The 20,370-nt window shown below is 70.5% G+C and carries 19 protein-coding genes; 12 read left to right on the top strand and 7 right to left on the bottom strand.

The window, feature by feature from the left end; translation table 11 throughout:
* Window positions 1-4: 4 nt before the first annotated feature.
* Entirely contained in the window at window positions 5-487 is a 483-nt protein-coding gene (locus PV343_RS22830) for a GNAT family N-acetyltransferase (protein WP_319148811.1), read from the bottom strand.
* Between the two features lie 96 nt (window positions 488-583).
* On the opposite strand from PV343_RS22830, the gene PV343_RS22825 reads away from it, so the two are divergent.
* A complete protein-coding gene (locus PV343_RS22825) occupies window positions 584-1,039 on the top strand; it encodes a MerR family transcriptional regulator (protein ID WP_133921373.1) in 456 nt (151 codons plus the stop codon).
* A 51-nt stretch (window positions 1,040-1,090) separates the two neighbouring features.
* Here the strand turns inward: PV343_RS22825 and PV343_RS22820 are convergent, their stop codons facing one another.
* From PV343_RS22820 to PV343_RS22810, 3 genes are all read right to left on the bottom strand, one after another.
* Window positions 1,091-1,951 (bottom strand): DUF4429 domain-containing protein, encoded by an 861-nt coding sequence (locus PV343_RS22820; RefSeq protein WP_319148810.1) that lies wholly within the window; start codon window positions 1,949-1,951, stop codon window positions 1,091-1,093.
* Window positions 1,952-2,017: 66 nt separating this feature from the next.
* Window positions 2,018-3,235 carry an alpha/beta hydrolase gene (locus tag PV343_RS22815; RefSeq protein WP_319148809.1) on the bottom strand — a complete coding sequence of 406 codons (1,218 nt, stop codon included), beginning with the start codon at window positions 3,233-3,235 and terminating at the stop codon, window positions 2,018-2,020.
* A 92-nt stretch (window positions 3,236-3,327) separates the two neighbouring features.
* Window positions 3,328-3,954 (bottom strand): TetR family transcriptional regulator, encoded by a 627-nt coding sequence (locus PV343_RS22810; protein WP_319148808.1) that lies wholly within the window; start codon window positions 3,952-3,954, stop codon window positions 3,328-3,330.
* 65 nt (window positions 3,955-4,019) lie between these two features.
* Here PV343_RS22810 and PV343_RS22805 point away from each other — a divergent pair, with 65 nt between their 5' ends.
* Window positions 4,020-5,639 (top strand): MFS transporter, encoded by a 1,620-nt coding sequence (locus PV343_RS22805; RefSeq protein WP_319148807.1) that lies wholly within the window; start codon window positions 4,020-4,022, stop codon window positions 5,637-5,639.
* A 233-nt stretch (window positions 5,640-5,872) separates the two neighbouring features.
* Window positions 5,873-6,181 (top strand): small hydrophobic protein, encoded by a 309-nt coding sequence (locus tag PV343_RS22800; protein WP_319148806.1) that lies wholly within the window; start codon window positions 5,873-5,875, stop codon window positions 6,179-6,181.
* A gap of 93 nt (window positions 6,182-6,274) precedes the next feature.
* On the opposite strand, the gene PV343_RS22795 is transcribed toward PV343_RS22800, so the two are convergent.
* Together PV343_RS22795 and aceE are read right to left on the bottom strand one after the other, a co-directional pair.
* Window positions 6,275-7,018 carry a potassium channel family protein gene (locus PV343_RS22795; protein WP_319148805.1) on the bottom strand — a complete coding sequence of 248 codons (744 nt, stop codon included), beginning with the start codon at window positions 7,016-7,018 and terminating at the stop codon, window positions 6,275-6,277.
* 94 nt (window positions 7,019-7,112) lie between these two features.
* Window positions 7,113-9,860, bottom strand: a complete 2,748-nt coding sequence (gene aceE, locus PV343_RS22790) for a pyruvate dehydrogenase (acetyl-transferring), homodimeric type (protein ID WP_319148804.1) — start codon at window positions 9,858-9,860, stop codon at window positions 7,113-7,115.
* A gap of 443 nt (window positions 9,861-10,303) precedes the next feature.
* Here aceE and PV343_RS22785 point away from each other — a divergent pair, with 443 nt between their 5' ends.
* The 6 genes from PV343_RS22785 (at window position 10,304) to PV343_RS22760 (ending at window position 14,867) form a co-directional block, all read left to right on the top strand.
* The gene (locus PV343_RS22785; RefSeq protein WP_020939775.1) at window positions 10,304-10,744 is read left to right on the top strand and encodes a DUF3052 domain-containing protein; all 441 of its coding nucleotides are present in this window, start codon (window positions 10,304-10,306) and stop codon (window positions 10,742-10,744) included.
* Between the two features lie 149 nt (window positions 10,745-10,893).
* The gene (locus tag PV343_RS22780) at window positions 10,894-11,352 is read left to right on the top strand and encodes a peroxiredoxin (protein WP_020939774.1); all 459 of its coding nucleotides are present in this window, start codon (window positions 10,894-10,896) and stop codon (window positions 11,350-11,352) included.
* Window positions 11,353-11,502: 150 nt separating this feature from the next.
* A complete protein-coding gene (locus PV343_RS22775) occupies window positions 11,503-12,078 on the top strand; it encodes a calcium homeostasis/redox stress adaptation protein (RefSeq protein ID WP_020939773.1) in 576 nt (191 codons plus the stop codon).
* A 100-nt stretch (window positions 12,079-12,178) separates the two neighbouring features.
* Complete coding sequence (locus PV343_RS22770; RefSeq protein WP_319148803.1) at window positions 12,179-12,757, top strand: TerD family protein; 579 nt, start codon at window positions 12,179-12,181, stop codon at window positions 12,755-12,757.
* 79 nt (window positions 12,758-12,836) lie between these two features.
* Entirely contained in the window at window positions 12,837-13,976 is a 1,140-nt protein-coding gene (locus PV343_RS22765; protein ID WP_020939771.1) for a DUF475 domain-containing protein, read from the top strand.
* Between the two features lie 153 nt (window positions 13,977-14,129).
* Entirely contained in the window at window positions 14,130-14,867 is a 738-nt protein-coding gene (locus PV343_RS22760) for a TerD family protein (RefSeq protein ID WP_319148802.1), read from the top strand.
* A 3-nt stretch (window positions 14,868-14,870) separates the two neighbouring features.
* Here PV343_RS22760 and PV343_RS22755 read toward each other — a convergent pair whose 3' ends face one another.
* The gene (locus tag PV343_RS22755) at window positions 14,871-15,683 is read right to left on the bottom strand and encodes a TerD family protein (protein ID WP_319148801.1); all 813 of its coding nucleotides are present in this window, start codon (window positions 15,681-15,683) and stop codon (window positions 14,871-14,873) included.
* Between the two features lie 175 nt (window positions 15,684-15,858).
* On the opposite strand from PV343_RS22755, the gene PV343_RS22750 reads away from it, so the two are divergent.
* Genes PV343_RS22750 through PV343_RS22740 form a run of 3 tightly spaced genes read left to right on the top strand, consistent with a single transcriptional unit; the run spans window position 15,859 to window position 20,353 of the window.
* Window positions 15,859-17,025, top strand: a complete 1,167-nt coding sequence (locus tag PV343_RS22750) for an HpcH/HpaI aldolase/citrate lyase family protein (protein ID WP_319148800.1) — start codon at window positions 15,859-15,861, stop codon at window positions 17,023-17,025.
* 44 nt (window positions 17,026-17,069) lie between these two features.
* A complete protein-coding gene (locus PV343_RS22745; protein WP_319148799.1) occupies window positions 17,070-19,541 on the top strand; it encodes a phosphoribosyltransferase in 2,472 nt (823 codons plus the stop codon).
* A complete protein-coding gene (locus PV343_RS22740; RefSeq protein WP_319148798.1) occupies window positions 19,541-20,353 on the top strand; it encodes an HAD family hydrolase in 813 nt (270 codons plus the stop codon). The genes PV343_RS22745 and PV343_RS22740 overlap by 1 nt, the downstream gene beginning before the upstream one ends.
* Window positions 20,354-20,370: the final 17 nt, after the last annotated feature.

The following is a 20,370-nucleotide window of genomic DNA, read 5'->3' as shown; positions in this document are numbered from 1 at the left end:
CGGCTCACAGCGGCAGCCGCATCGAGGGGTCGGGGTCACGGGCGAAACCGAGGGAGGAGTACAGCGGCTCCGCCTCGGGGGAGGCGTTCAGCAGCACGTGCCCGGCCCCGCGCGCCCGGAACCAGTCCAGCAGGCCCTCCATGCACGCCCGCGCGTAGCCGCGGCGCCGCGCGTCGGGGTCGGTCGCCACACTGAAGACGTGCCCCACCCGTCCGTGCGGATTGCCGGCCTTGCCGATGCGGTACTCCACCGTCCCCGCCACGAGCGCGGCCAGCGCCCCGGGCCGCTCCGGATGCTCCACCACGAACGCCGCGAAGTCACCGTCCCGTTCACCCAGTCTGGCGCGCAGCGTCGGCAGGGACTCGGCCTGCCAGTCGGTCGGGCCACCCCCGCCCCCGTCCCCGCCGAACACGGAGTCGATCATGACCTGGCGCAGCCGCAGCACTTCCGCGGCGTCCTCGGGCGCGGCCCGGCGTACGAGAGTCATGACCGCACGCTAACCAACGCGCCCGGGCCGCGTCCCGGGGATTTCTTACCGGCATCCGCTTGCTTGGAGTGCACTCGAAGGCCATAGCGTGGGGGCATGACGGTGATGCAGACCCCGCCCGTGGACACCGCTCGTACCAGCCCCGCCGACATCTGCTCCGCCCCGCCCCGGCGCCACCCGCGCGCCGACGGCCAGGACCGCTACACGATCAGCGAGGTCGTCGCCTTCACCGGCCTGACCGCCCACACGCTCCGCTGGTACGAGCGGATCGGCCTGATGCCGCACGTCGACCGCTCGCACACCGGCCAGCGCCGCTACAGCAACCGCGACCTGGACTGGCTGGACTTCGTGACCAAGCTGCGCCTGACCGGCATGCCGGTGGCGGACATGGTCCGGTACGCGGAGCTGGTGCGCGAGGGCGACGGCACCTACCCGGAACGGCAGGACCTGCTGGAGTCCACCCGCCGGGACGTGCTGACGCGGATCGCGGAGCTGCACGACACGCTCGCGGTACTGGACCGCAAGATCAGCTTCTACGCCCGGGAGCGGTGACCGGGAGCCGGCGGGCTCGTCCGCTCACGCTCGGGACTGTGCGGACACGGGCTAGAGCTCGGCCAGCAGTTCCGCCTTCTTGGCGGAGAACTCCTCGTCCGTGAGCAGTCCCGCCCCGTGCAGCTCCCCGAGGTGCCGGATGCGCTCGGCGATGTCCGCGGGGTCCCGCCGCGCCGGGGCGGGCACCGCCGCCGGTGCCGGCCCCCGGTTCCGGACCGCGGCCAGCACGGCCGCCGCGAACGGCAGCGACTCGTGCACCGGCCCGTAGCCGAGGCCGAAGACCACGGCGGCCGGGTCCTGGTCGGGCTGCACGGGACCGGCCGGCCCGGTGGCCTCGCGCGGCAGCAGCCGCAGATGCCCCTCGAAGACCTCCGGCGACCGCCACTCCACCCCGCTGAGGCCGGTGACCGGGTAACTCTGGTCCCCGGCCTTCCACTTCGCCGAGGACGCCCCGGTCCAGGACCACCGGAACCGCACGGTCGTCCCGTCGAAGGACGCCTTGCCGTCGTACGCCTTGAACTGCATCGGCCCCTCGGGCGCGGCCACCAGATAGCGGTCGGCCGGCCCGGACGCGGTCTCGGTCAGCAGTGCCTTCAACTCGTCGGCGTAGTACTCGGCGAGGGTCTCCCGCTCCGCCGGCAGCACCAGCCGGTACGGGTCGGAGCCCTCGGGCAGCTGGCCGGCGGCCGCCTCCATCAGCGGATCGGCACCGGGGCGCGGCCGCAGCCGCAGCGCGACCGTGCCGCGCCGGCCCGGGGTGAGCGTCACCTCTTCGAGCGCGGACAGCGGGACCCGCCGCTCGCCGAGCGCCTGGAACAGCTTCGGTGCCCGAATCCCCCGTTCGTAGCGGATGAGCACGGAGTCGGACTCGAACTCCCAGACGGCATGAAAACCCGCCAGTACGTCACCCATGCGGCTCATCGTATGCGGCACGTGCTCCTCCGTCGCCACCCGCGCAGACCGCACTTCCTGCTGTTTCTACGCGCGTCCGGCCGTGGTCGTGCCGGGCAGACCGGCCCGGCAGGCGTCGTTCTCACGGGCGCACGTCACCTCGTCGAAGGCGCCCACCCCCACGTAGGCGAGGTTGCGCAGGCTGTCCGTGCCCGGCTGGAAATAGCCGGCGTGGCCCTGTGCCTCCCGGGCCGACAGCACCCGCGCCCCGAACGCCGAGGACACCGGGTCGGCACCGTGCCCGAGACCGCCGAGCTCCAGGTACGGCACGTCCTGCACCCAGTCGGTGGCGTCCCGCATCGACCACACGCGGGCCGAGGTGCCCAGGTGGGAGGCCCGGGTGACCCGCATGCCGGGGCTCGCGGCCACCGCCAGGTCGGTCACCCGGCGGGGCATGCCGTGCGCGGCGACCCCGCAGACCACCGAGCCGTAGCTGTGGCAGAACATCGACACCGGGGCCCGGCCGGGCAGCGCGCGCAGCAGCGCGTTCAGGCGTACGGCGCCCTCCTCGGCGCGCAGCCCGGTCGCCGCGTCCACGCCGAGGCCGTCCGGCGCGGTGTAGTCGGCCCAGGCGATCACGGCCGTGCGCGTCGAGGGGCCCTGCGCCCGCTCGGCCGTGTACAGCGCCTTGGACATGCCGACGGCGGCGGTGTAGGGGCGGTTCGTCTTCTGGAAGGTGAGCAGGTCGGTGTCGACACCGGGGACGACGACCGAGATGCGGTCGGCCCGGTCGAGGCTGCCGAACACCTCGGCGACCCGGCCCGAGCCGGCGGGGTCGAAGGCGAGGATGTGGCGGCCGCGGCTCATCAGCGCCTCGTAGCGGTGCATGCGCTGGCCCGCCTCCTGCTGGCCGGCCGTGCTGAGCCGGCTGTCGTGCATGCGTTTCTTCTCGACCTTGCGGGCCTGTCCCAGCGCGATGTGGTTGGCGCGGTAGCGCAGCGGGACCGGCGCGCCGTTCATGTTGCCGACCGCCAGGGGGTAGCGGTGGGCGAGACGGTCGCGTTCGTGCGGGGTCAGCGAGGCGAAGAAGCGGGTGAGCAGCGCCGGGCCGGAGGCGGGGTCCGGCAGGTGGAGGCCGTGGACGTGGCCGTGCCGCCACTTGTCGAGCGAGGCCTGCAGCGCGCTCGCCTCACGGTGGCTGTGCAGCGCGGTCCAGCCGGTCGTGGCGAGCATCACGAACACCACGCCCAGCGCGAGCAGTGCGCGCCAGACGTTGAGTTGCGGAGAGGTGTCGAAGGAAGTCACTGGGAGGACACACTAGGAGAACGAGAGGGTCTCGCGGGAACCGAGTGACGGGTATCACGTTTCGGCAAGCGTCGAACGATCTCGGAACGTCCTCATGTGGTGCGCCAGTTCCCGATGAGTGCCGATCCCACCTGATCCAGGTAGCTCGCGGTGAGTTGACGCATTGCCAGCAGACTGAAGTCCTCGCCCGTGCTCCACTGCCGCTCGGTGACCCGTATCACCCCGCCGAAGACGGCCACCGCGAGCCGTGGCCGCGGGTCGGCGTCGACGTCGACACCCTCGCGCTCGGCCAGCAGCCGGGCGATGGTCTCCTCGGTGGCGGCCGAGCGCCGCAGATGGGCGGCGAGCAGCGCGGGCGTCGACTCGATCGTCCGGTACATGCGCAGGTACAGCTCGACCGGCACCGCCGACTCGACGGTCTCCCGGATGGCGTCCCAGCCGTCGAGCACCGCCTGCCGCAGCGCCTCCATCGGCGCCTCGTGCGCGGGCCGCGCCCGCACCGCCGCCACGAAGTGCGCCTCGGTCATCTCCTGCACGGCGAAGGCCACCTCCTCCTTCCCGGCGAAGTAACGGAAGAAGGTGCGCTGCGAGACCTCGACGGCCCCGGCGATCTCGTCGACGGTCGTGCGCTCGTAGCCCTGGGTCGTGAACAGTTCGAGCGCGGAGCGCACCAGCGCGTCACGGGTGCGCTGTTTCTTGCGCTCACGCAGAGTTTCCATAGGTGTCAGTTACCGACTTGTGAATCGGTTTGTCAATTGTCAGTGGCTGTCACTAGCCTTCTTACATGACTAGTCAGACCACCGTCGACACCACGGGGCCGGGGGACAAGGCGGCCGCCGCCCCGTCGGAGCCGACCCCGGCCACCGGGCTGCGCGGCCATCCGTGGCTCACCCTCATCACCGTCGCCGTCGGGGTCATGATGGTGGCCCTCGACGGCACCATCGTGGCGATCGCCAACCCGGCCATCGCGAAGGACCTGCACGCGAGCTTCTCGGACGTGCAGTGGATCACCAACGCCTACTTCCTCGCCCTCGCGGTCTCCCTGATCACCGCGGGCAAGCTCGGTGACCGCTTCGGCCATCGGCAGACCTTCCTCATCGGCGTCACCGGCTTCGCCGCCGCCTCAGGTGCCATCGGCCTGTCGCACAGCATCGCCGCGGTCGTCACCTTCCGCGTCTTCCAGGGCCTCTTCGGCGCGCTGCTGATGCCGGCCGCGCTCGGCCTGCTGCGGGCGACCTTCCCGGCCGAGAAGCTCAACATGGCGATCGGCATCTGGGGCATGGTGATCGGCGCCTCCACCGCGGGCGGCCCGATCCTCGGCGGTGTCCTGGTCGAGCACGTCAACTGGCAGTCGGTGTTCTTCATCAACGTGCCGGTGGGCCTCGTCGCCCTCGTCCTCGGCCTGCTGATCCTGCTGGACCACCGCGCGCAGAACGCGCCACGCTCCTTCGACCTGCCCGGCATCGCCCTGCTCTCCGGCGCGATGTTCTGCCTGGTGTGGGCGCTCATCAAGGCGCCGTCCTGGGGCTGGGGCGACGGCGAGACCTGGCTGTTCATCGGTGCCTCGGCGCTGCTGTTCGTGCTCTTCGCCGTCTGGGAGACGAAGGTCGCCGAACCCCTGATCCCGCTCGGCATGTTCCGCTCGGTCCCGCTGTCCGCGGGTGTCGTCCTCATGGTCCTCATGGCGATCGCCTTCATGGGCGGCCTGTTCTTCGTGACGTTCTACCTCCAGAACGTGCACGGCATGAGCCCGATCGACGCCGGTCTGCACCTGCTGCCCCTCACCGGCATGATGATCGTCGGATCGCCGCTCGCCGGCGCCGCGATCACCAAGCTCGGCCCGCGCATCCCGCTGGCCGGCGGCATGGCCGCGACCGCGATCGCCATGTACGGCATGTCGACACTCAAGGCCGACACCGGCAGCGGCGCGATGTCCGTCTGGTTCGCCCTCCTCGGCCTCGGCCTCGCGCCGGTCATGGTCGGCGCCACCGAGGTCATCGTCGGCAACGCGCCGATGGAGCTGTCCGGGGTGGCGGGCGGCCTCCAGCAGGCGGCGATGCAGATCGGCGGCAGCCTCGGCACCGCGGTGCTGGGTGCCGTGATGGCCTCCAAGGTCGACAGCGACCTCCAGGCCAACTGGACCGGCGCCGGACTGCCGAAGCTCACCCCGCAGCAGCTGGACCAGGCCTCCGAGGCCGTCCAGGTCGGCGTGGCCCCGGTCGCCAAGGGCACCCCGGAGCCGTTCGTCGCGAAGATCACCGCTGTCGCCCACGACACCTTCATCTCCGGCATGAGCCTCGCCTCCCTGGTCGCGGCGGGCGTGGCGGCGGTGGCCGTCCTCGTCGCGCTGCTCACCAAGCGCGGCGAGAACGCGGAGGCGGGCGCGGGCGTCGGTCACATCTGATCCCGGACCGCCCGGTCCCGGTCGGCGGATTCGCCTATCCGGGTGACGGCACCGAAGATCCCTCGCTCCCGGCGCGCGCCGCAGGTCACAGTGGGTCAAGTCCTCCGCAGGGCATGGGAGGGCGTCGGCCGCGGCGCGCGCTGCTGGAGGGGGGCAGCGCGCGCAGGTCTGCCCGCGCATATCCGGGGTACCCGCCCTGTGAAGCCGAACTGTCCACGACGACCAGGGAGTTGATGATGGCAGGCTTCGGGCACGGAACGCGCGGGTACCCCCGGTCACGTGGCCGGACATGGCAACGGACCGGGCCGGACCGTGCGACGCTCGGCGTCATCGGCACGATCTGCGCCGTGGCCGGCTTCTTCGCACTGGGCATCGTCCTGGGCCCGGTCGCGATGTTCTGCGGCTGGCAGTCGATGGGCCGCACATGGTCCTCCGACCACAGCATCCCGGCCGTGGTGGCCCTGGTGCTGGGCGCCATCGACACCCTTCTGGCCATCATCGCCCTGGCGGGCGCGGCCACTTGGGGACACGGACTGCTCTGACCGGACCGAACGGACCCGACCGAACGGACCGACCGGCCCGCGGGACATGCGGAGGCACGGCCGCCGCACCGCGGGCCGCCGCATGTCCGCACTTCAGCGCGGCTGTTCCTGCCGCTCCGTCGCCAGCCGGGCGACCTCGGCCCGCAGCAGGCGGACCTCCTCGGCCAGCGCGGCGATCGCCTCGGTCTGCCGCCGCTCCTCCACGTCGTCCTTCTCGAACCGGGAGATGAACCAGGCGGCGATGTTCGCGGTGACGACACCGAGCAGCGCGATCCCCGAGAGCATCAGCCCGACCGCGATCATCCGCCCGAGCCCGGTCGTCGGGGCGTGGTCCCCGTACCCCACGGTCGTCATGGTCGTGAACGACCACCACACCGCGTCACCCAGCGTCCGGATGTTCCCGTTCGGCGAGTCCCGCTCCACCGAGAGCACGGCCAGCGAGCCGAACATCAGCAGCCCGATCACCGAGCCCACCACATAGGTGGTGAGCCGGATCTGCGGAGCCATCCGGGCCCGCCGCCCCACCAGCAGCAGCGTGGACACCAGCCGCAGCAGCCTGAGCGGCTGCAGCACGGGCAGCACCACCGCGCACAGGTCGGGCCAGTGCGTCCGCACGAAGTCCCCGCGCCGCGGGGTGAGCGCCAGCCGCATCAGGTAGTCGACGGCGAAGGCGCCCCACACCGTCCACTCCACCACCGTGCACAGGGACGTCACGGTGTGGCCCGCCGAACCGTCCACGATGGGTACGGCGTACGCGAGAGCGAAGGCCACGGCCAGCGCCAGCAAGGGCCGTTGGGTGTGCCGTTCCCACCGCAGCTGCGCCGCTCGTCGCTCCATGCCCGCATCGTAGGCAAGCCACGAGGGCGGCGGAGCTCCGAGCTCCGCCGCCCTCGCCCGTTCGCGCGGACGTTCCCGGCCGCCGGGCCCCGCGCTACGCGTCGCCGCCCGCGGCCCCCGGGTCCGCCGCCGAGACGTCCAGCAGCCGGTAGCGGTCGATCGCCTGCTTCAGCGCCGACCGGTCCACCTTGCCCTCCCGGGCCAGTTCGGTCAGCACCGCCACCACGATCGACGGGGCGTCGATGTGGAAGAAGCGGCGGGCCGCGCCCCGGGTGTCGGCGAAGCCGAAGCCGTCCGCGCCCAGCGACTGGTACGTCCCGGGCACCCACCGGGCGATCTGGTCCGGAACCGACCGCATCCAGTCGGACACGGCCACGAACGGACCCTCGGCCCCGCTCAGCTTCTGCGTCACCCACGGCACCCGCTGCTCCTCCTCCGGATGCAGCAGGTTGTGCTCCTCCACGGCCACGGCCTCGCGGCGCAGCTCGTTCCAGGAGGTCGCCGACCAGACGTCGGCCCGGACGTTCCAGTCCTCGGCGAGGATGCGCTGTGCCTCCAGGGCCCACGGCACCGCGACACCGGATGCCATGATCTGCGCCGGGACGGCACCGGCCGTGCCCGCGGAGATCCGGTGGACGCCCTTGAGGATGCCCTCGACGTCCACGTCGGCCGGCTCGGCCGGGTGCTGGATGGGCTCGTTGTAGACGGTGAGGTAGTAGAAGACGTCCTCGCCGTGCGGGTGCTCGCTGTCGCCGCCGTACATCCGGCGCAGGCCGTCCTGGACGATGTGGGCGATCTCGTAGGCGTAGGCCGGGTCGTACGCGACGCACGCCGGGTTGGTGGAGGCCAGCAGCTGCGAGTGGCCGTCGGCGTGCTGCAGCCCCTCACCGGTCAGGGTCGTACGGCCCGCGGTCGCGCCCAGGACGAAACCGCGCGAGAGCTGGTCGGCCATCTGCCAGAACTGGTCACCGGTGCGCTGGAAGCCGAACATCGAATAGAAGACGTACACCGGGATCAACGGCTCGCCGTGTGTGGCGTAGGCGGAGCCGGCCGCGATCAGCGAGGCCGTGCAGCCCGCCTCCGAGATGCCGTCGTGCAGCATCTGGCCGGTCGGCGACTCCTTGTAGGCGAGCAGCAGCTCCCGGTCCACCGACTCGTACTGCTGACCGAGCGGGTTGTAGATCTTCGCGCTCGGGAAGAACGAGTCCATGCCGAACGTGCGGTACTCGTCCGGCGCGATCAGCACGAACCGCCTGCCGATCTCCTTGTCCCGCATGAGGTCCTTGAGCAGCCGGACGAACGCCATCGTGGTGGCGATGGACTGCTGACCGGTGCCCTTCTTCACGGTGGCGTACGTCTTGTCGTCCGGCAGCGCGAGCGGCTTGGAGCGCACGACACGCGTCGGGACGTACCCGCCGCACGCCTTGCGCATGTCGTGCATGTACTGGATCTCCTCCGTCTCCCGGCCCGGGTGGTAGTACGGCGGGGCGCCGGACTCCAGCTCCTTGTCGGAGATCGGCAGGTGCAGCCGGTCGCGGAACCGCTTGAGGTCGTCGACCGTCAGCTTCTTCATCTGGTGCGTGGCGTTGCGGCCCTCGAAGTTCGGGCCCAGCGTCCAGCCCTTGACCGTCTTGGCCAGGATGACCGTGGGCTGGCCCTTGTGCTCCTTGGCCGCCTTGAACGCCGCGTAGATCTTGCGGTGGTCGTGACCGCCGCGGCCCAGGTGCAGGATCTGGTCGTCGGTCATGTTCTCGACCATCGCGCGCAGCCGCAGGTCGTCGCCGAAGAAGTGCTCACGGATGTAGGAGCCGGACTCGGTGGCGTACGTCTGGAACTGCCCGTCCGGGGTCGTGTTCATCCGGTTCACCAGGACGCCGTCGCGGTCCTGGGCGAGCAGCGGGTCCCAGGTGCGGTCCCAGATCAGCTTGATCACGTTCCAGCCGGCGCCCCGGAAGACCGACTCCAGCTCCTGGATGATCTTGCCGTTGCCGCGCACCGGACCGTCCAGGCGCTGGAGGTTGCAGTTGACGACGAAGGTCAGGTTGTCCAGGCCCTCGCGCGCGGCGATGCTGAGCTGGCCGAGCGACTCCGGCTCGTCCATCTCGCCGTCCCCGAGGAACGCCCACACGTGCGAGTCGGAGGTGTCGGCGATGCCGCGCGCCTCCATGTAGCGGTTCATCCGCGCCTGGAAGATCGCGCCGAGCGGGCCGAGGCCCATCGAGACCGTCGGGAACTCCCAGAAGTCCGGCATGGAGCGCGGGTGCGGGTAGCTGGAGAGCCCGTTCGGGTACTTCGACTTCTCCTGGCGGAAGCCGTCGAGCTGGTCCGCGCTGAGCCGGTCGAGCAGATAGGCGCGCGCGTAGATGCCGGGGGAGGCGTGGCCCTGGAAGAAGACCTGGTCGCCGCCCTTGCCGTCGTCCTTGCCGCGGAAGAAGTGGTTGAAGCCGACGTCGTACAGCGAGGCGGAGGAGGCGAACGTGGCGATGTGGCCGCCCACCCCGATGCCGGGGCGCTGCGCGCGCGAGACCATCACGGCCGCGTTCCAGCGCGTGGCGTTCAGGATCTTGCGCTCGATCTCCTCGTTGCCCGGGAAGAACGGCTCGCTCTTGGTGGGGATCGTGTTGACGTAGTCCGTGCTGCGCATCTCGGGCACGGCCACGCGCTTCTCACGGGCCCGCTCGATCAGGCGCAGCATGAGATAGCGGGCCCGCTCCCGGCCGCGCTCGTCCACGGCGGCGTCGAGCGAGTCGAGCCACTCCTGGGTCTCCTCGGGATCGAAGTCAGGAACCTGACTCGGAAGGCCGCCAATGATGATCGGATTGCGATCGGATCCGGAAGGCACGCTGTTCCTTACCTGTCAGAGGGCCGCTTTGTTCGGTTTTTCCGGTTCTGCCTCGATAATTCTCGGCATTTCCCGCTCCTGCACCGGTCCCCATCGTGTACCTCGGGGAGGCGTACGTCATCTCCACCCCGGGGGACCCGGGTGCCGGGCCGGTCAAAACGCAACGATACGCCCGGGGTGTGACGCACTTGGCATAGTTGTTCGAGGCTCGGAGCGCCGGATGATTCCGAACCGTGCAAAGCGGGCACATCGGTGTGATGTGGCCGTCGACGAATCGGGGTACGGTGCCAGGAGTTGCGGCGACACGGCCAGGATCGTCACCGTTTCGGCGGTCTGAACGGCCGGGTACTTGCGCGATCCGTCCCGCCCGTGTGGACTACGGCCAATGCTTCGCGCACGCGCGTGGCTGAGATATTCATCAAGACATGATCAGGAGGCAACCCGTGAGCGCGACCGCGGACCACGCGGAGGAGCGGACGAACCCTGCCGCCAGGCTGGGGTTCCAGCCCGGGCAGGTGGTCCAGGAGATCGGCTACGACGACGACGTCGATCAGGAGCTCCGCGAGGCCATTGAGGAAGTCATCGAGGCCGACCTCATGGACGAGGACTACGACGACGTGGCCGATGCCGTCGTGCTGTGGTTCCGTGATGACGACGGAGACCTCACGGATGCGCTGGTGGACGCCACCACGTACATCGAAGAGGGCGGCGCCATCCTGCTCCTCACGCCGAAGACCGGCCGTTCGGGGTACGTGGAGCCGAGCGACATCTCGGAAGCCGCGACGACCGCCGGACTGACCGCGTCCAAGAGCGTCAGCGTCGGCAAGGACTGGAGCGGCTCGCGCCTGGCGACGCCGAAGGCCGCCAAGTCCGGCAAGAGGTAGGACCGCCTCGCCCTTGGGCGCCTCGGACGGGCCGGCACCGGCCGGCCCGTCCGTGAGCCCCTTCCTGCCCCGTGGTGATCGCTGCGTAGGGTGGTGCCGAGCGTCTGCCGCGCTCTCACCCGCTCAGCCCACCGAAGGGAAGCACGACGATGGCGATCCAGGTCGGCGACAAGGCGCCCGATTTCGAGCTCAAGGACAACCACGGCCGCCCGGTGCGGCTCGCCGACTACCGCGGCGAGAAGAACGTGGTCCTGCTCTTCTACCCCTTCGCCTTCACCGGCGTGTGCACCGGCGAGCTGTGCGAGCTGCGCGACAACCTGCCGCAGTTCGCGGACCGCGACACGCAGCTCCTCGCCGTCTCCAACGACTCCATCCACACCCTGCGCGTCTTCGCCGAGCAGGAGGGCCTGGAGTACCCGCTGCTCTCCGACTTCTGGCCGCACGGCAACGTCTCGCGCGCCTACGGCGTCTTCGACGAGGACAAGGGCTGCGCCGTCCGGGGCACCTTCGTCATCGACAAGGAGGGTGTCGTGCGGTGGACCGTGGTCAACGGCCTGCCGGACGCGCGCGACCTGAACGAGTACGTGAAGGCGCTCGACGCCCTGTGAGCCGACGGGTGACCGACCGGTGATCCGACACCTGTGGTTCTTCGGGTCCAGGGTCTGCGGGGGGCGGGAACCCGTCACTAGGATCGGCACGTTGATCCCATATCCGTAGCACGACGGGGCTCTCGCCCCTGGACACCACATGGAGGACCCGTGGGAGTCAGCCTCAGCAAGGGCGGCAACGTATCGCTGACGAAGGAGGCCCCGGGCCTCACCGCCGTGATCGTAGGTCTCGGGTGGGACGTGCGCACCACGACCGGCACCGACTTCGACCTCGACGCCAGCGCGCTGCTGCTGAACAGCTCCGGCAAGGTCGCCAGCGACCAGCACTTCGTCTTCTTCAACAACCTCAAGAGCCCCGACGGCTCGGTGGAGCACACCGGTGACAACATCACCGGTGAGGGCGAGGGCGACGACGAGCAGATCAAGATCAACCTGGCCGGCGTCCCGGCCGACGTCGAGAAGATCGTCTTCCCGGTGTCGATCTACGACGCCGAGAACCGCCAGCAGTCCTTCGGCCAGGTCCGCAACGCGTTCATCCGCGTGGTGAACCAGGCGGGCGAGCAGGAGATCGCCCGCTACGACCTGAGCGAGGACGCCTCCACCGAGACCGCGATGGTCTTCGGCGAGCTGTACCGGCACGGCGCGGAGTGGAAGTTCCGTGCCATCGGCCAGGGCTATGCCTCGGGCCTGCGCGGCATCGCCCAGGACTTCGGCGTCAACGTCTGACGCACGAAGCCCCCGCATCCGTCCGGCGTCGCACCGTTTACGGTCGGCGCCGGACGTGCAGGACAACCAGGGAAAGCACCATCAGGGGAGGACCAGCATCATGGGCGTCACGCTCGCCAAGGGAGGCAACGTCTCCCTCTCCAAAGCCGCACCGAACCTCACCAACGTCCTGATCGGGCTCGGCTGGGACGCGCGCTCCACCACCGGCGCCCCCTTCGACCTCGACGCCAGCGCCCTGCTGTGCGGCGGGAGCAACCGGGTGCTGGGGGACGAGTGGTTCGTGTTCTACAACCAGCTCACCAGCCCCGACGGCTCGGTGGAGCACACCGGTGACAACCTCACCGGTGAGGGCGAGGGCGACGACGAATCGATTCTGATCGACCTGACCAAGGTCTCGCCCCAGTGTGAGAAGGTCATCTTCCCCGTCTCGATCCACCTGGCGGACGAGCGCGGCCAGACCTTCGGACAGGTGTCCAACGCGTTCATCCGCGTGGTCAACCAGGCCGACGGGCAGGAACTGGCCCGCTACGACCTCAGCGAGGACGCCAGCACCGAGACCGCGATGATCTTCGGCGAGCTCTATCGCTACCAGGGCGAATGGAAGTTCAGGGCCGTGGGGCAGGGGTACGCCTCGGGGCTGCGCGGCATCGCTCTAGACTTCGGAGTCAACGTTTCGTAAAAGCTGAGTACAGCGCGGGGGAAACCCTCCCCCAGACTTCGTCTGGGAGGTGCCCCCACAACACGATGGGGTAGCCACTGTGCTTCTGAAAACCTTCGGCTGGTCGTTCGCGATTACCGCGCTCGGTCTGGTCGCGGCGGCGTTCTACGGGGGGTGGACCGCCTTCGGGATCGTGGCGATCCTCGCCGTCCTCGAGATCTCGCTGTCGTTCGACAACGCGGTGGTCAACGCCGGGATCCTGAAGAAGATGAACGCCTTCTGGCAGAAGATCTTCCTCACGGTCGGCGTGCTCATCGCCGTCTTCGGCATGCGGCTGGTCTTCCCCGTCGTCATCGTCGCCATCAGCGCCAAGATGGGCCCGGTCGAAGCCGTCGACCTGGCCCTGAACAACAAGGACCGCTACCAGCAGCTCGTCACCGACGCCCACCCGTCGATCGCCGCGTTCGGCGGGATGTTCCTGCTGATGATCTTCCTCGACTTCATCTTCGAGGACCGGGACATCCAGTGGCTGCGCTGGATCGAGCGGCCCCTGGCCAAGCTCGGCAAGGTCGACATGCTGTCGGTCTGCATCGCCCTGGTCGTCCTGCTGATCACCTCCTTCACCTTCGCCACCCACGCCCACCAGCACGGCGGCGCGCACGCCGACAAGGCACAGACCGTCCTGATCGCCGGCATCGCCGGCCTGATCACCTACATGGTCGTCGGCGGCCTCTCCGGCTACTTCGAGGACAAGCTGGAGGAAGAGGAGGAGCGCGAGCACGAGGAGGAGGAAGAGGCCGCCCGCACGGGCAAGAAGAAGCCCGCCGTCGTGCTGGCCGGCCAGGCCGCCTTCTTCATGTTCCTCTACCTGGAGGTCCTGGACGCGTCGTTCTCCTTCGACGGCGTGATCGGCGCCTTCGCCATCACCAACGACATCGTCCTGATGGCGCTCGGCCTCGGCATCGGCGCGATGTACGTCCGCTCGCTCACCGTGTACCTGGTCCGCCAGGGCACCCTGGACGACTACGTCTACCTGGAGCACGGCGCCCACTACGCGATCGGCGCCCTGGCCGTGATCCTCATGGTCACCATCCAGTACGAGATCAACGAGGTCATCACCGGCCTCGTCGGCGTCGTCCTGATCGCCTGGTCCTTCTGGTCCTCCGTCCGCCGCAACCGCGCCCTCGCGGAGTCCGGCGACGGCGCGGGCGAGAAGGCCGAGGTCTCCTCCGGCGTCTGACCGGACGGACCACGACCCCTGGACGCCCCCTACGGGCATGATCAGGGACGTGACGGGGTGTGGCGCCCCGTCCGGTGAGGAACGCTCTGTTCGGGGCGGCCGACACGGTCGGCCGCCCCGACGGCGTTCACAGACCACCATCCGGGGGCGGGAATGGGATTCTTCGACGGGCTGCGGGGCGGACGAGCCGCCGACTTCGACTCGGGCAGCGCGGCGACCAACGCGATCGAGCTGACCAGGCGGCACCAGCAGGTGTCCCTCACCAAACAGGACGCGGCCACCGGCCATCTGCGCATCAACCTGGCCTGGCGGATGCGGACCTCCGACTTCGACCAGAACCAGCGCTCCAGCCTCTTCCGGCACCCCTTCAAGGCCCTGCGGCCCCCCGAGGTGCTCGGACACGGCCAGAGCATGGTCAACGTCGACCTCGACCTCGGCTGCCTGTACGAGCTGACGGACGGCACCAAGGGGGTCGTCCAGCCCCTCGGCGGCTACCTCGGCGACGTCAACGCACCGCCGTACATCAAGCTCAGCGGCGACGACCGGTTCGGCTCGGCGTCCGGCGAGACCATGTACGTCAACCTGGACCACCGCGAGGCGATCAAGCGGCTGCTGGTCTTCGTGTACATCTACGACCAGACCCCCGCCTTCGACCGCACCCACGCGATCGTGACGCTCTATCCCAGCAACGGCCCCCGCATCGAGATAGGCCTCGACGAGCGGCACCCCCAGGCCCGCTCGTGCGCCGTCGTGATGATCGAGAACGTCAAGGACGAACTGCTCGTCCGCCGCGAGGTCAAGTTCGTCTACGGCTTCCAGGGCGAGCTCGACCGGCTCTACGGCTGGGGCCTGACCTGGGGCCGCGGCTACAAGACCAAGGTGGAGCGGTGACCCCTACCGGCCGATGAACTGCGGCCCCTGCGGCGGCAGCCGGAAGTTCGGGTCCAGCGGAGCCGTCAGGGCCGGCTGCGGCGCCTGCGGATAGCCGTAGGCGGGCCGGCTCTCCGGCTGCGGATAGCCGTACGACGGCTGCTGGACCGGCCGCGCCGACGTCGGCTGCGGATAGCCGTACGCCGGCTGCGGCGGCACCGACGTCGGCTGCTCCGGCGGCAGCGGCTGCGAGGTGGTCTCCGGCGGGGCCTGTCCCCGCTCCTCCTCCGCCTCCGACTCGTCCACCGAGATGCCGAAGTCCGTCGCCAGGCCCTTCAGGCCGTTCGAATAGCCCTCACCCAGCGCACGGAACTTCCAGCCCTCCCCGCGCCGGTACAGCTCACCGCAGATCAGCGCGGTCTCCGCGCCGGTCTCCGGCTTGATCTCGAAGTGCGCCAGCGGTTCGCCGTCGGCCACGGAGGCGTCGTAGAGCACGATGCACAGGGCCGGCACCCGGTCGAAGGTCATCCCGTCCGCCGACGCGACCAGCAGGATGCGGCCGACCTCCGGCTCCACCCCGGTCAGTTCTGACTGGATCGTGTCGGTGAGCCCCTCGGTGACCCGCTTCTTGCCCAGCCGCCACACCGTGCCGGACGGATGCCGGGGCTGGTTGTAGAAGACGAAGTCCTCGTCGGAGCGCACACGGCCGTCGGGACCCAGCAGCAGCGCCGAGGCGTCCACGTCCGGAACCCCCTGCCCGGGCGTCCAGCGCAGCACGGCGCGCACCGTGGTGGCCTTCAGTGGGACGTTGGACCCCTTCAGCATCGCGTGCGTCATGCGGTCATCCTGCCCTCTCGGTCCTGGCCACGACAATGCGGGGGGTGGTGACGCCGACACGGGCGAGTTACCGGAAATTCATGCCCGAAGGGAACTCCCGACATCCATCCCTACGTACTATTACCGGCCACCCTTTACCGAATCCACAGGCTCGGCTCGCGCCCTGAGGAGTCCTATGCGTCATTTCGGGCACATCGCCCCCGCGGAGCGACAGCGCCTCTTCCACCAGGAACCCTGCGCGTTCACCGCCGACTCCCCGGCCAGACTGCTCTCCGCCGCCCTGGGCGCCACGCTGTACAGCCCGGCGACCCGGCCCAGGCTCGCCGACGACATCACCAAACAGGCCGCCCAGGGCGTCGTCTCGATGGTGCTGTGCCTGGAGGACTCCATCGACGACGCCGACGTCGTCGCCGGCGAGGAGAACCTCGTCCGCCAGTTCGCCGACCTCGACGCCCGCCCGGGCACCGAGCCGCCCCTGCTGTTCATCCGGGTCCGCACCCCCGAACAGATACCCGACCTCGTCCAGCGCCTCGGCGCCTCCGTACGGCTGCTCTCCGGGTTCGTCCTGCCCAAGTTCACCGAGGAACGCGGCCTGCCCTTCCTGGACGCCCTCGGCCACGCCGAGGCCCACAGCGGCCGCCGCCTGTTCGCCATGCCCGTGCTGGAGTCCCCCGAACTCCTCTACCGCGAGTCCCGCGTCGACACCCTGGAGGGCATCGCCCGCGCCGTCGACAAGTTCCGCGACCGGGTACTTGCCCTGCGCCTCGGCGTCACCGACTTCTGCTCCTCCTACGGCCTGCGCCGGGCCCCCGACATGACCGCCTACGACGTCCAGGTCGTCGCCTCCGTGATCGCCGACGTCGTCAACATGCTCGGCCGGGCCGACGGCACCGGATTCACCGTGACCGGACCGGTCTGGGAGTACTTCCGCGTTCCCGAGCGCATGTTCAAGCCACAGTTGCGGCAGAGCCCCTTCCTCGAGGTGCAGGCCGTCGAACTGCGCGAGAAGCTCATCGAACACGCCATGGACGGACTGCTGCGGGAGATCTCCCTCGACCAGGCCAACGGCCTGCTCGGCAAGACCTGCATCCACCCCTCCCACGTCCTGCCCGTGCACGCGCTGTCCGTGGTCAGCCACGAGGAGTTCAGCGACGCCCAGGACATCCTCCGGCCGGAACGCGGCGGCGGGGGTGTACTCCGGTCGGCCTACACGAACAAGATGAACGAAGTGAAACCGCACCGCGCCTGGGCCGAGCGGACCCTGCTGCGCGCCGAGGTCTTCGGCGTGGCCAACGAGGACATCGGCTTCGTCGAACTGCTCACCGCCGGAATACCCGCCTGACACCGCCGGACGCACCGGCCGACCCTCCGCAACCCAAGGAACGCATGAACAACGCAGTGAACGACGGAGTCTGGTCCGGCACCTGGGTCGCCGAGCGACTCGGCGTCGGACTGGAGGGCGACGACGGCCTGCGGGCCCTGCTGGGGCTCGCGCTGCGCCGCAACCCCAAGCGGGCCCACCTGCTCGTCTCCCACGTGCTCGGCAAGCACGTACCCCAGTCGCCCTCCGTGGTCTACGACCACGGATACCGCCTCGGCCGGCGCGTGCGCGCACTCCTCGGCGACACCCAGGCCGCCTCCGCCGTCGTCCTCGGCTACGCCGAGACCGCCACCGGCCTCGGCCACTGCGTCGCCGACGGCCTCGGCCTCGCCCCCTACCTGCACTCCACCCGCCGCCCCGTACCCGGCCTCACCCCCGCCGGCGGCTTCGAGGAGTCCCACTCCCACGCCACCTCCCACCTGCTGCTCCCCGAGGACACCGCCCTGCTCGCCGGCGACGGCCCGCTGGTCCTCGTCGACGACGAGTTCTCCACCGGCAACACCGTCCTCAACACCATCCGCGACCTGCACGCACGCCACCCGCGCCGCCACTACGTGGTCGTCGCCCTCGTCGACATGCGCTCCGCCGAGGACAGCGCCCGCCTCAGCCGCTTCGCCGACGACATAGGCGCCCGCGTCGACCTGGTCGCCGCCGCCTCCGGCACCGTACGACTGCCGCAGGACGTCCTCCGCAGGGGACAGGAACTCGTCGCCCACCACACCCCCGCCGACACCACCGGCACCACCCCCACGGCCGCGCACCGGCCCCCGCACGACGACCGCACCACCCGGATCGACCTGCACTGGCCCCCCGCCCTGCCCGACGGCGGCCGGCACGGCTTCACCCCCGCCCACCGCGCCCGCCTGGAGACCGCGCTGCCCGCCATGGCCGCCCGCGTCGCCGAGGCCCTGCCCGCCACCGCCCGCCGCGTCCTCGTGCTCGGCTTCGAGGAGCTGATGTACGCCCCGCTGCGCATCGCCCGCGAACTCGAACGCACCCACCCCGCCGAGATCCGCTACTCCACCACCACCCGCTCACCCGTCCTCGCCGTAGACGACCCCGGCTACGCCATCCGCACCCGCCTGGTCTTCCCCGCCCACGACGACCCCGCCGACGGCCCCGGCGAGCGCTACGCCTACAACGTCGCCGGCGCCGGCTTCGACGCCGTCGTCGCCCTCGTGGACTCCGCCGCCGACACCCCCGCCCTGCACGCCCCCGACGGCCTGCTGGCCCGCCTCGCCGCCCACACCCCGCACGTCCTGCTCGCCGTCGTACCCGCCTACGCCCCCGAGCCCCTCACCCTCCCCGAAAGCGCGCCCATGCTGCCCGAGCCCCTCCGCGGCCCCGCCTTCTCCTCCTACCCGCCCGAGGACGTCGGCTGGCTGCTGCAGGACCTCTCGGACGTCACCCTGGAAGCGCCGACCGAGGAACGCGAGGAGGCCATCCAGAGCGGCGGCGCCCACTACGCCGAGTCACTGCCCGTCGAGTACCAGCCCAGCGACCAGTACCAGCAGCTCTTCCACACCGCCCTCGACACCTCCGCCGCCCGCCTCGCCCAGGCCGTCGGCGTCGTCACCGAGACCGTCCTCGCCGAGCGCTCCCCCCGCCCCGTCCTCGTCTCCCTGGCCCGCGCCGGCACCCCCGTCGGCGTCCTCATGCGCCGCTGGGCCCAGCACCGGCACGGCCTCGACCTGCCCCACTACGCCGTCTCCATCGTCCGCGGCCGCGGCATCGACGCCAACGCACTGCGCTGGCTCGCCGCCCACCACGACCCCCGGGACGTCGTCTTCATCGACGGCTGGACCGGCAAGGGCGCCATCACCCGCGAACTCGCCCAGGCCATCGAGGACTTCGAGCGCAAGGAAGGCATCACCGGTTTCGACCCGGAGATCGCCGTCCTCGCCGACCCCGGCTCCTGCGTCCGCACCTACGGCACCCGCGAGGACTTCCTCATCCCCTCCGCCTGCCTCAACTCCACCGTCTCCGGCCTCATATCCCGCACCGTCCTGCGCGCCGACCTCGTCGGCCCCGACGACTTCCACGGCGCCAAGTACTACCGCGAACTCACCGGCGCCGACGTCTCCGTGCCCTTCCTCGACGCCGTGTGCGCCCACTTCCCCGACGTCACCGACACCGTCGACGACGCCGTGAAGGACCTCATGGCCACCGACCGCACCCCCACCTGGGCCGGCTGGCAGGCCGTCGCACGCATCAGCGAGGAGTACGGCATCCACGACGTCAACCTCGTCAAGCCCGGCGTCGGCGAGACCACCCGCGTCCTGCTGCGCCGCGTCCCCTGGAAGATCCTCGCCAAGGCCGGCGCCGGACCCGACCTCGACCATGTACGCCTGCTCGCCGCACAGCGCGGCGTACCCGTCGAGGAGGTCGGCGACCTGCCCTACACCTGCGTCGGACTCATCCACCCGCGCTACACCCGCGGCGCCACCGGCGCCGACGGCAAGGCGGTGAACCTCTGATGCCGGTACTCGTCGCCAGCGACCTCGACCGCACCCTGATCTACTCCTCGGCGGCCCTCGCCCTGACCATGCCCGACGCCCGGGCACCCCGGCTGCTCTGCGTCGAGGTCCACGAGAGCAAGCCCCTGTCGTACCTGACCGAGACCGCGGCCCAGCTCCTCACCGACCTCGGCGACACCGCCGTCTTCGTCCCCACCACCACCCGCACCCGCAAGCAGTACCAGCGCATCAACCTGCCCGGCCCCCAGCCCGCCTACGCCATCTGCGCCAACGGCGGCCACCTGCTCGTCGACGGCGACACCGACCACGACTGGCACACCGCCGTACAGGCCCGCCTCGCCGACGAGTGCGCACCCCTGGACGAGATCCGCGACCACCTCATGCGCACCGCCGACCCCGTCTGGGTCCGCAAGCACCGCGTCGCCGAGGACCTCTTCGCCTACCTCGTCGTCGAACGCGAGCTGCTGCCCGAGGACTGGGTCAAGGAACTGGCCGTCTGGGCCGAACCCCGCGGCTGGACCGTCTCACTCCAGGGCCGCAAGATCTACGCCGTACCCAGACCGCTCACCAAGAGCGCCGCCGTCCGCGAGGTCGCCCGCCGCACCGGCGCCGAACTCACCCTCGCGGCCGGCGACTCCCTGCTCGACGCCGACCTCCTGCTCGCCGCCGACCGCGGCTGGCGCCCCGGACACGGCGAACTGGCCGACAGCGACTGGCACGCCCCGCACATCAGCGCGCTCCCCGAGCGCGGAGTGCTCGCCGGGGAGCGCATCGTCCGGGAGTTCCTGCGGGCCGCCCGGCACCAGACCTGACCTGACCCGCACCGGGC

This window comes from Streptomyces sp. WI03-4A (assembly GCF_033792105.1).
Lineage (GTDB): Bacteria > Actinomycetota > Actinomycetes > Streptomycetales > Streptomycetaceae > Streptomyces > Streptomyces collinus_A.
The sequence above is the reverse complement of the archived record's forward strand: the minus strand, read 5'-3'. Positions and strand labels throughout refer to the sequence as shown.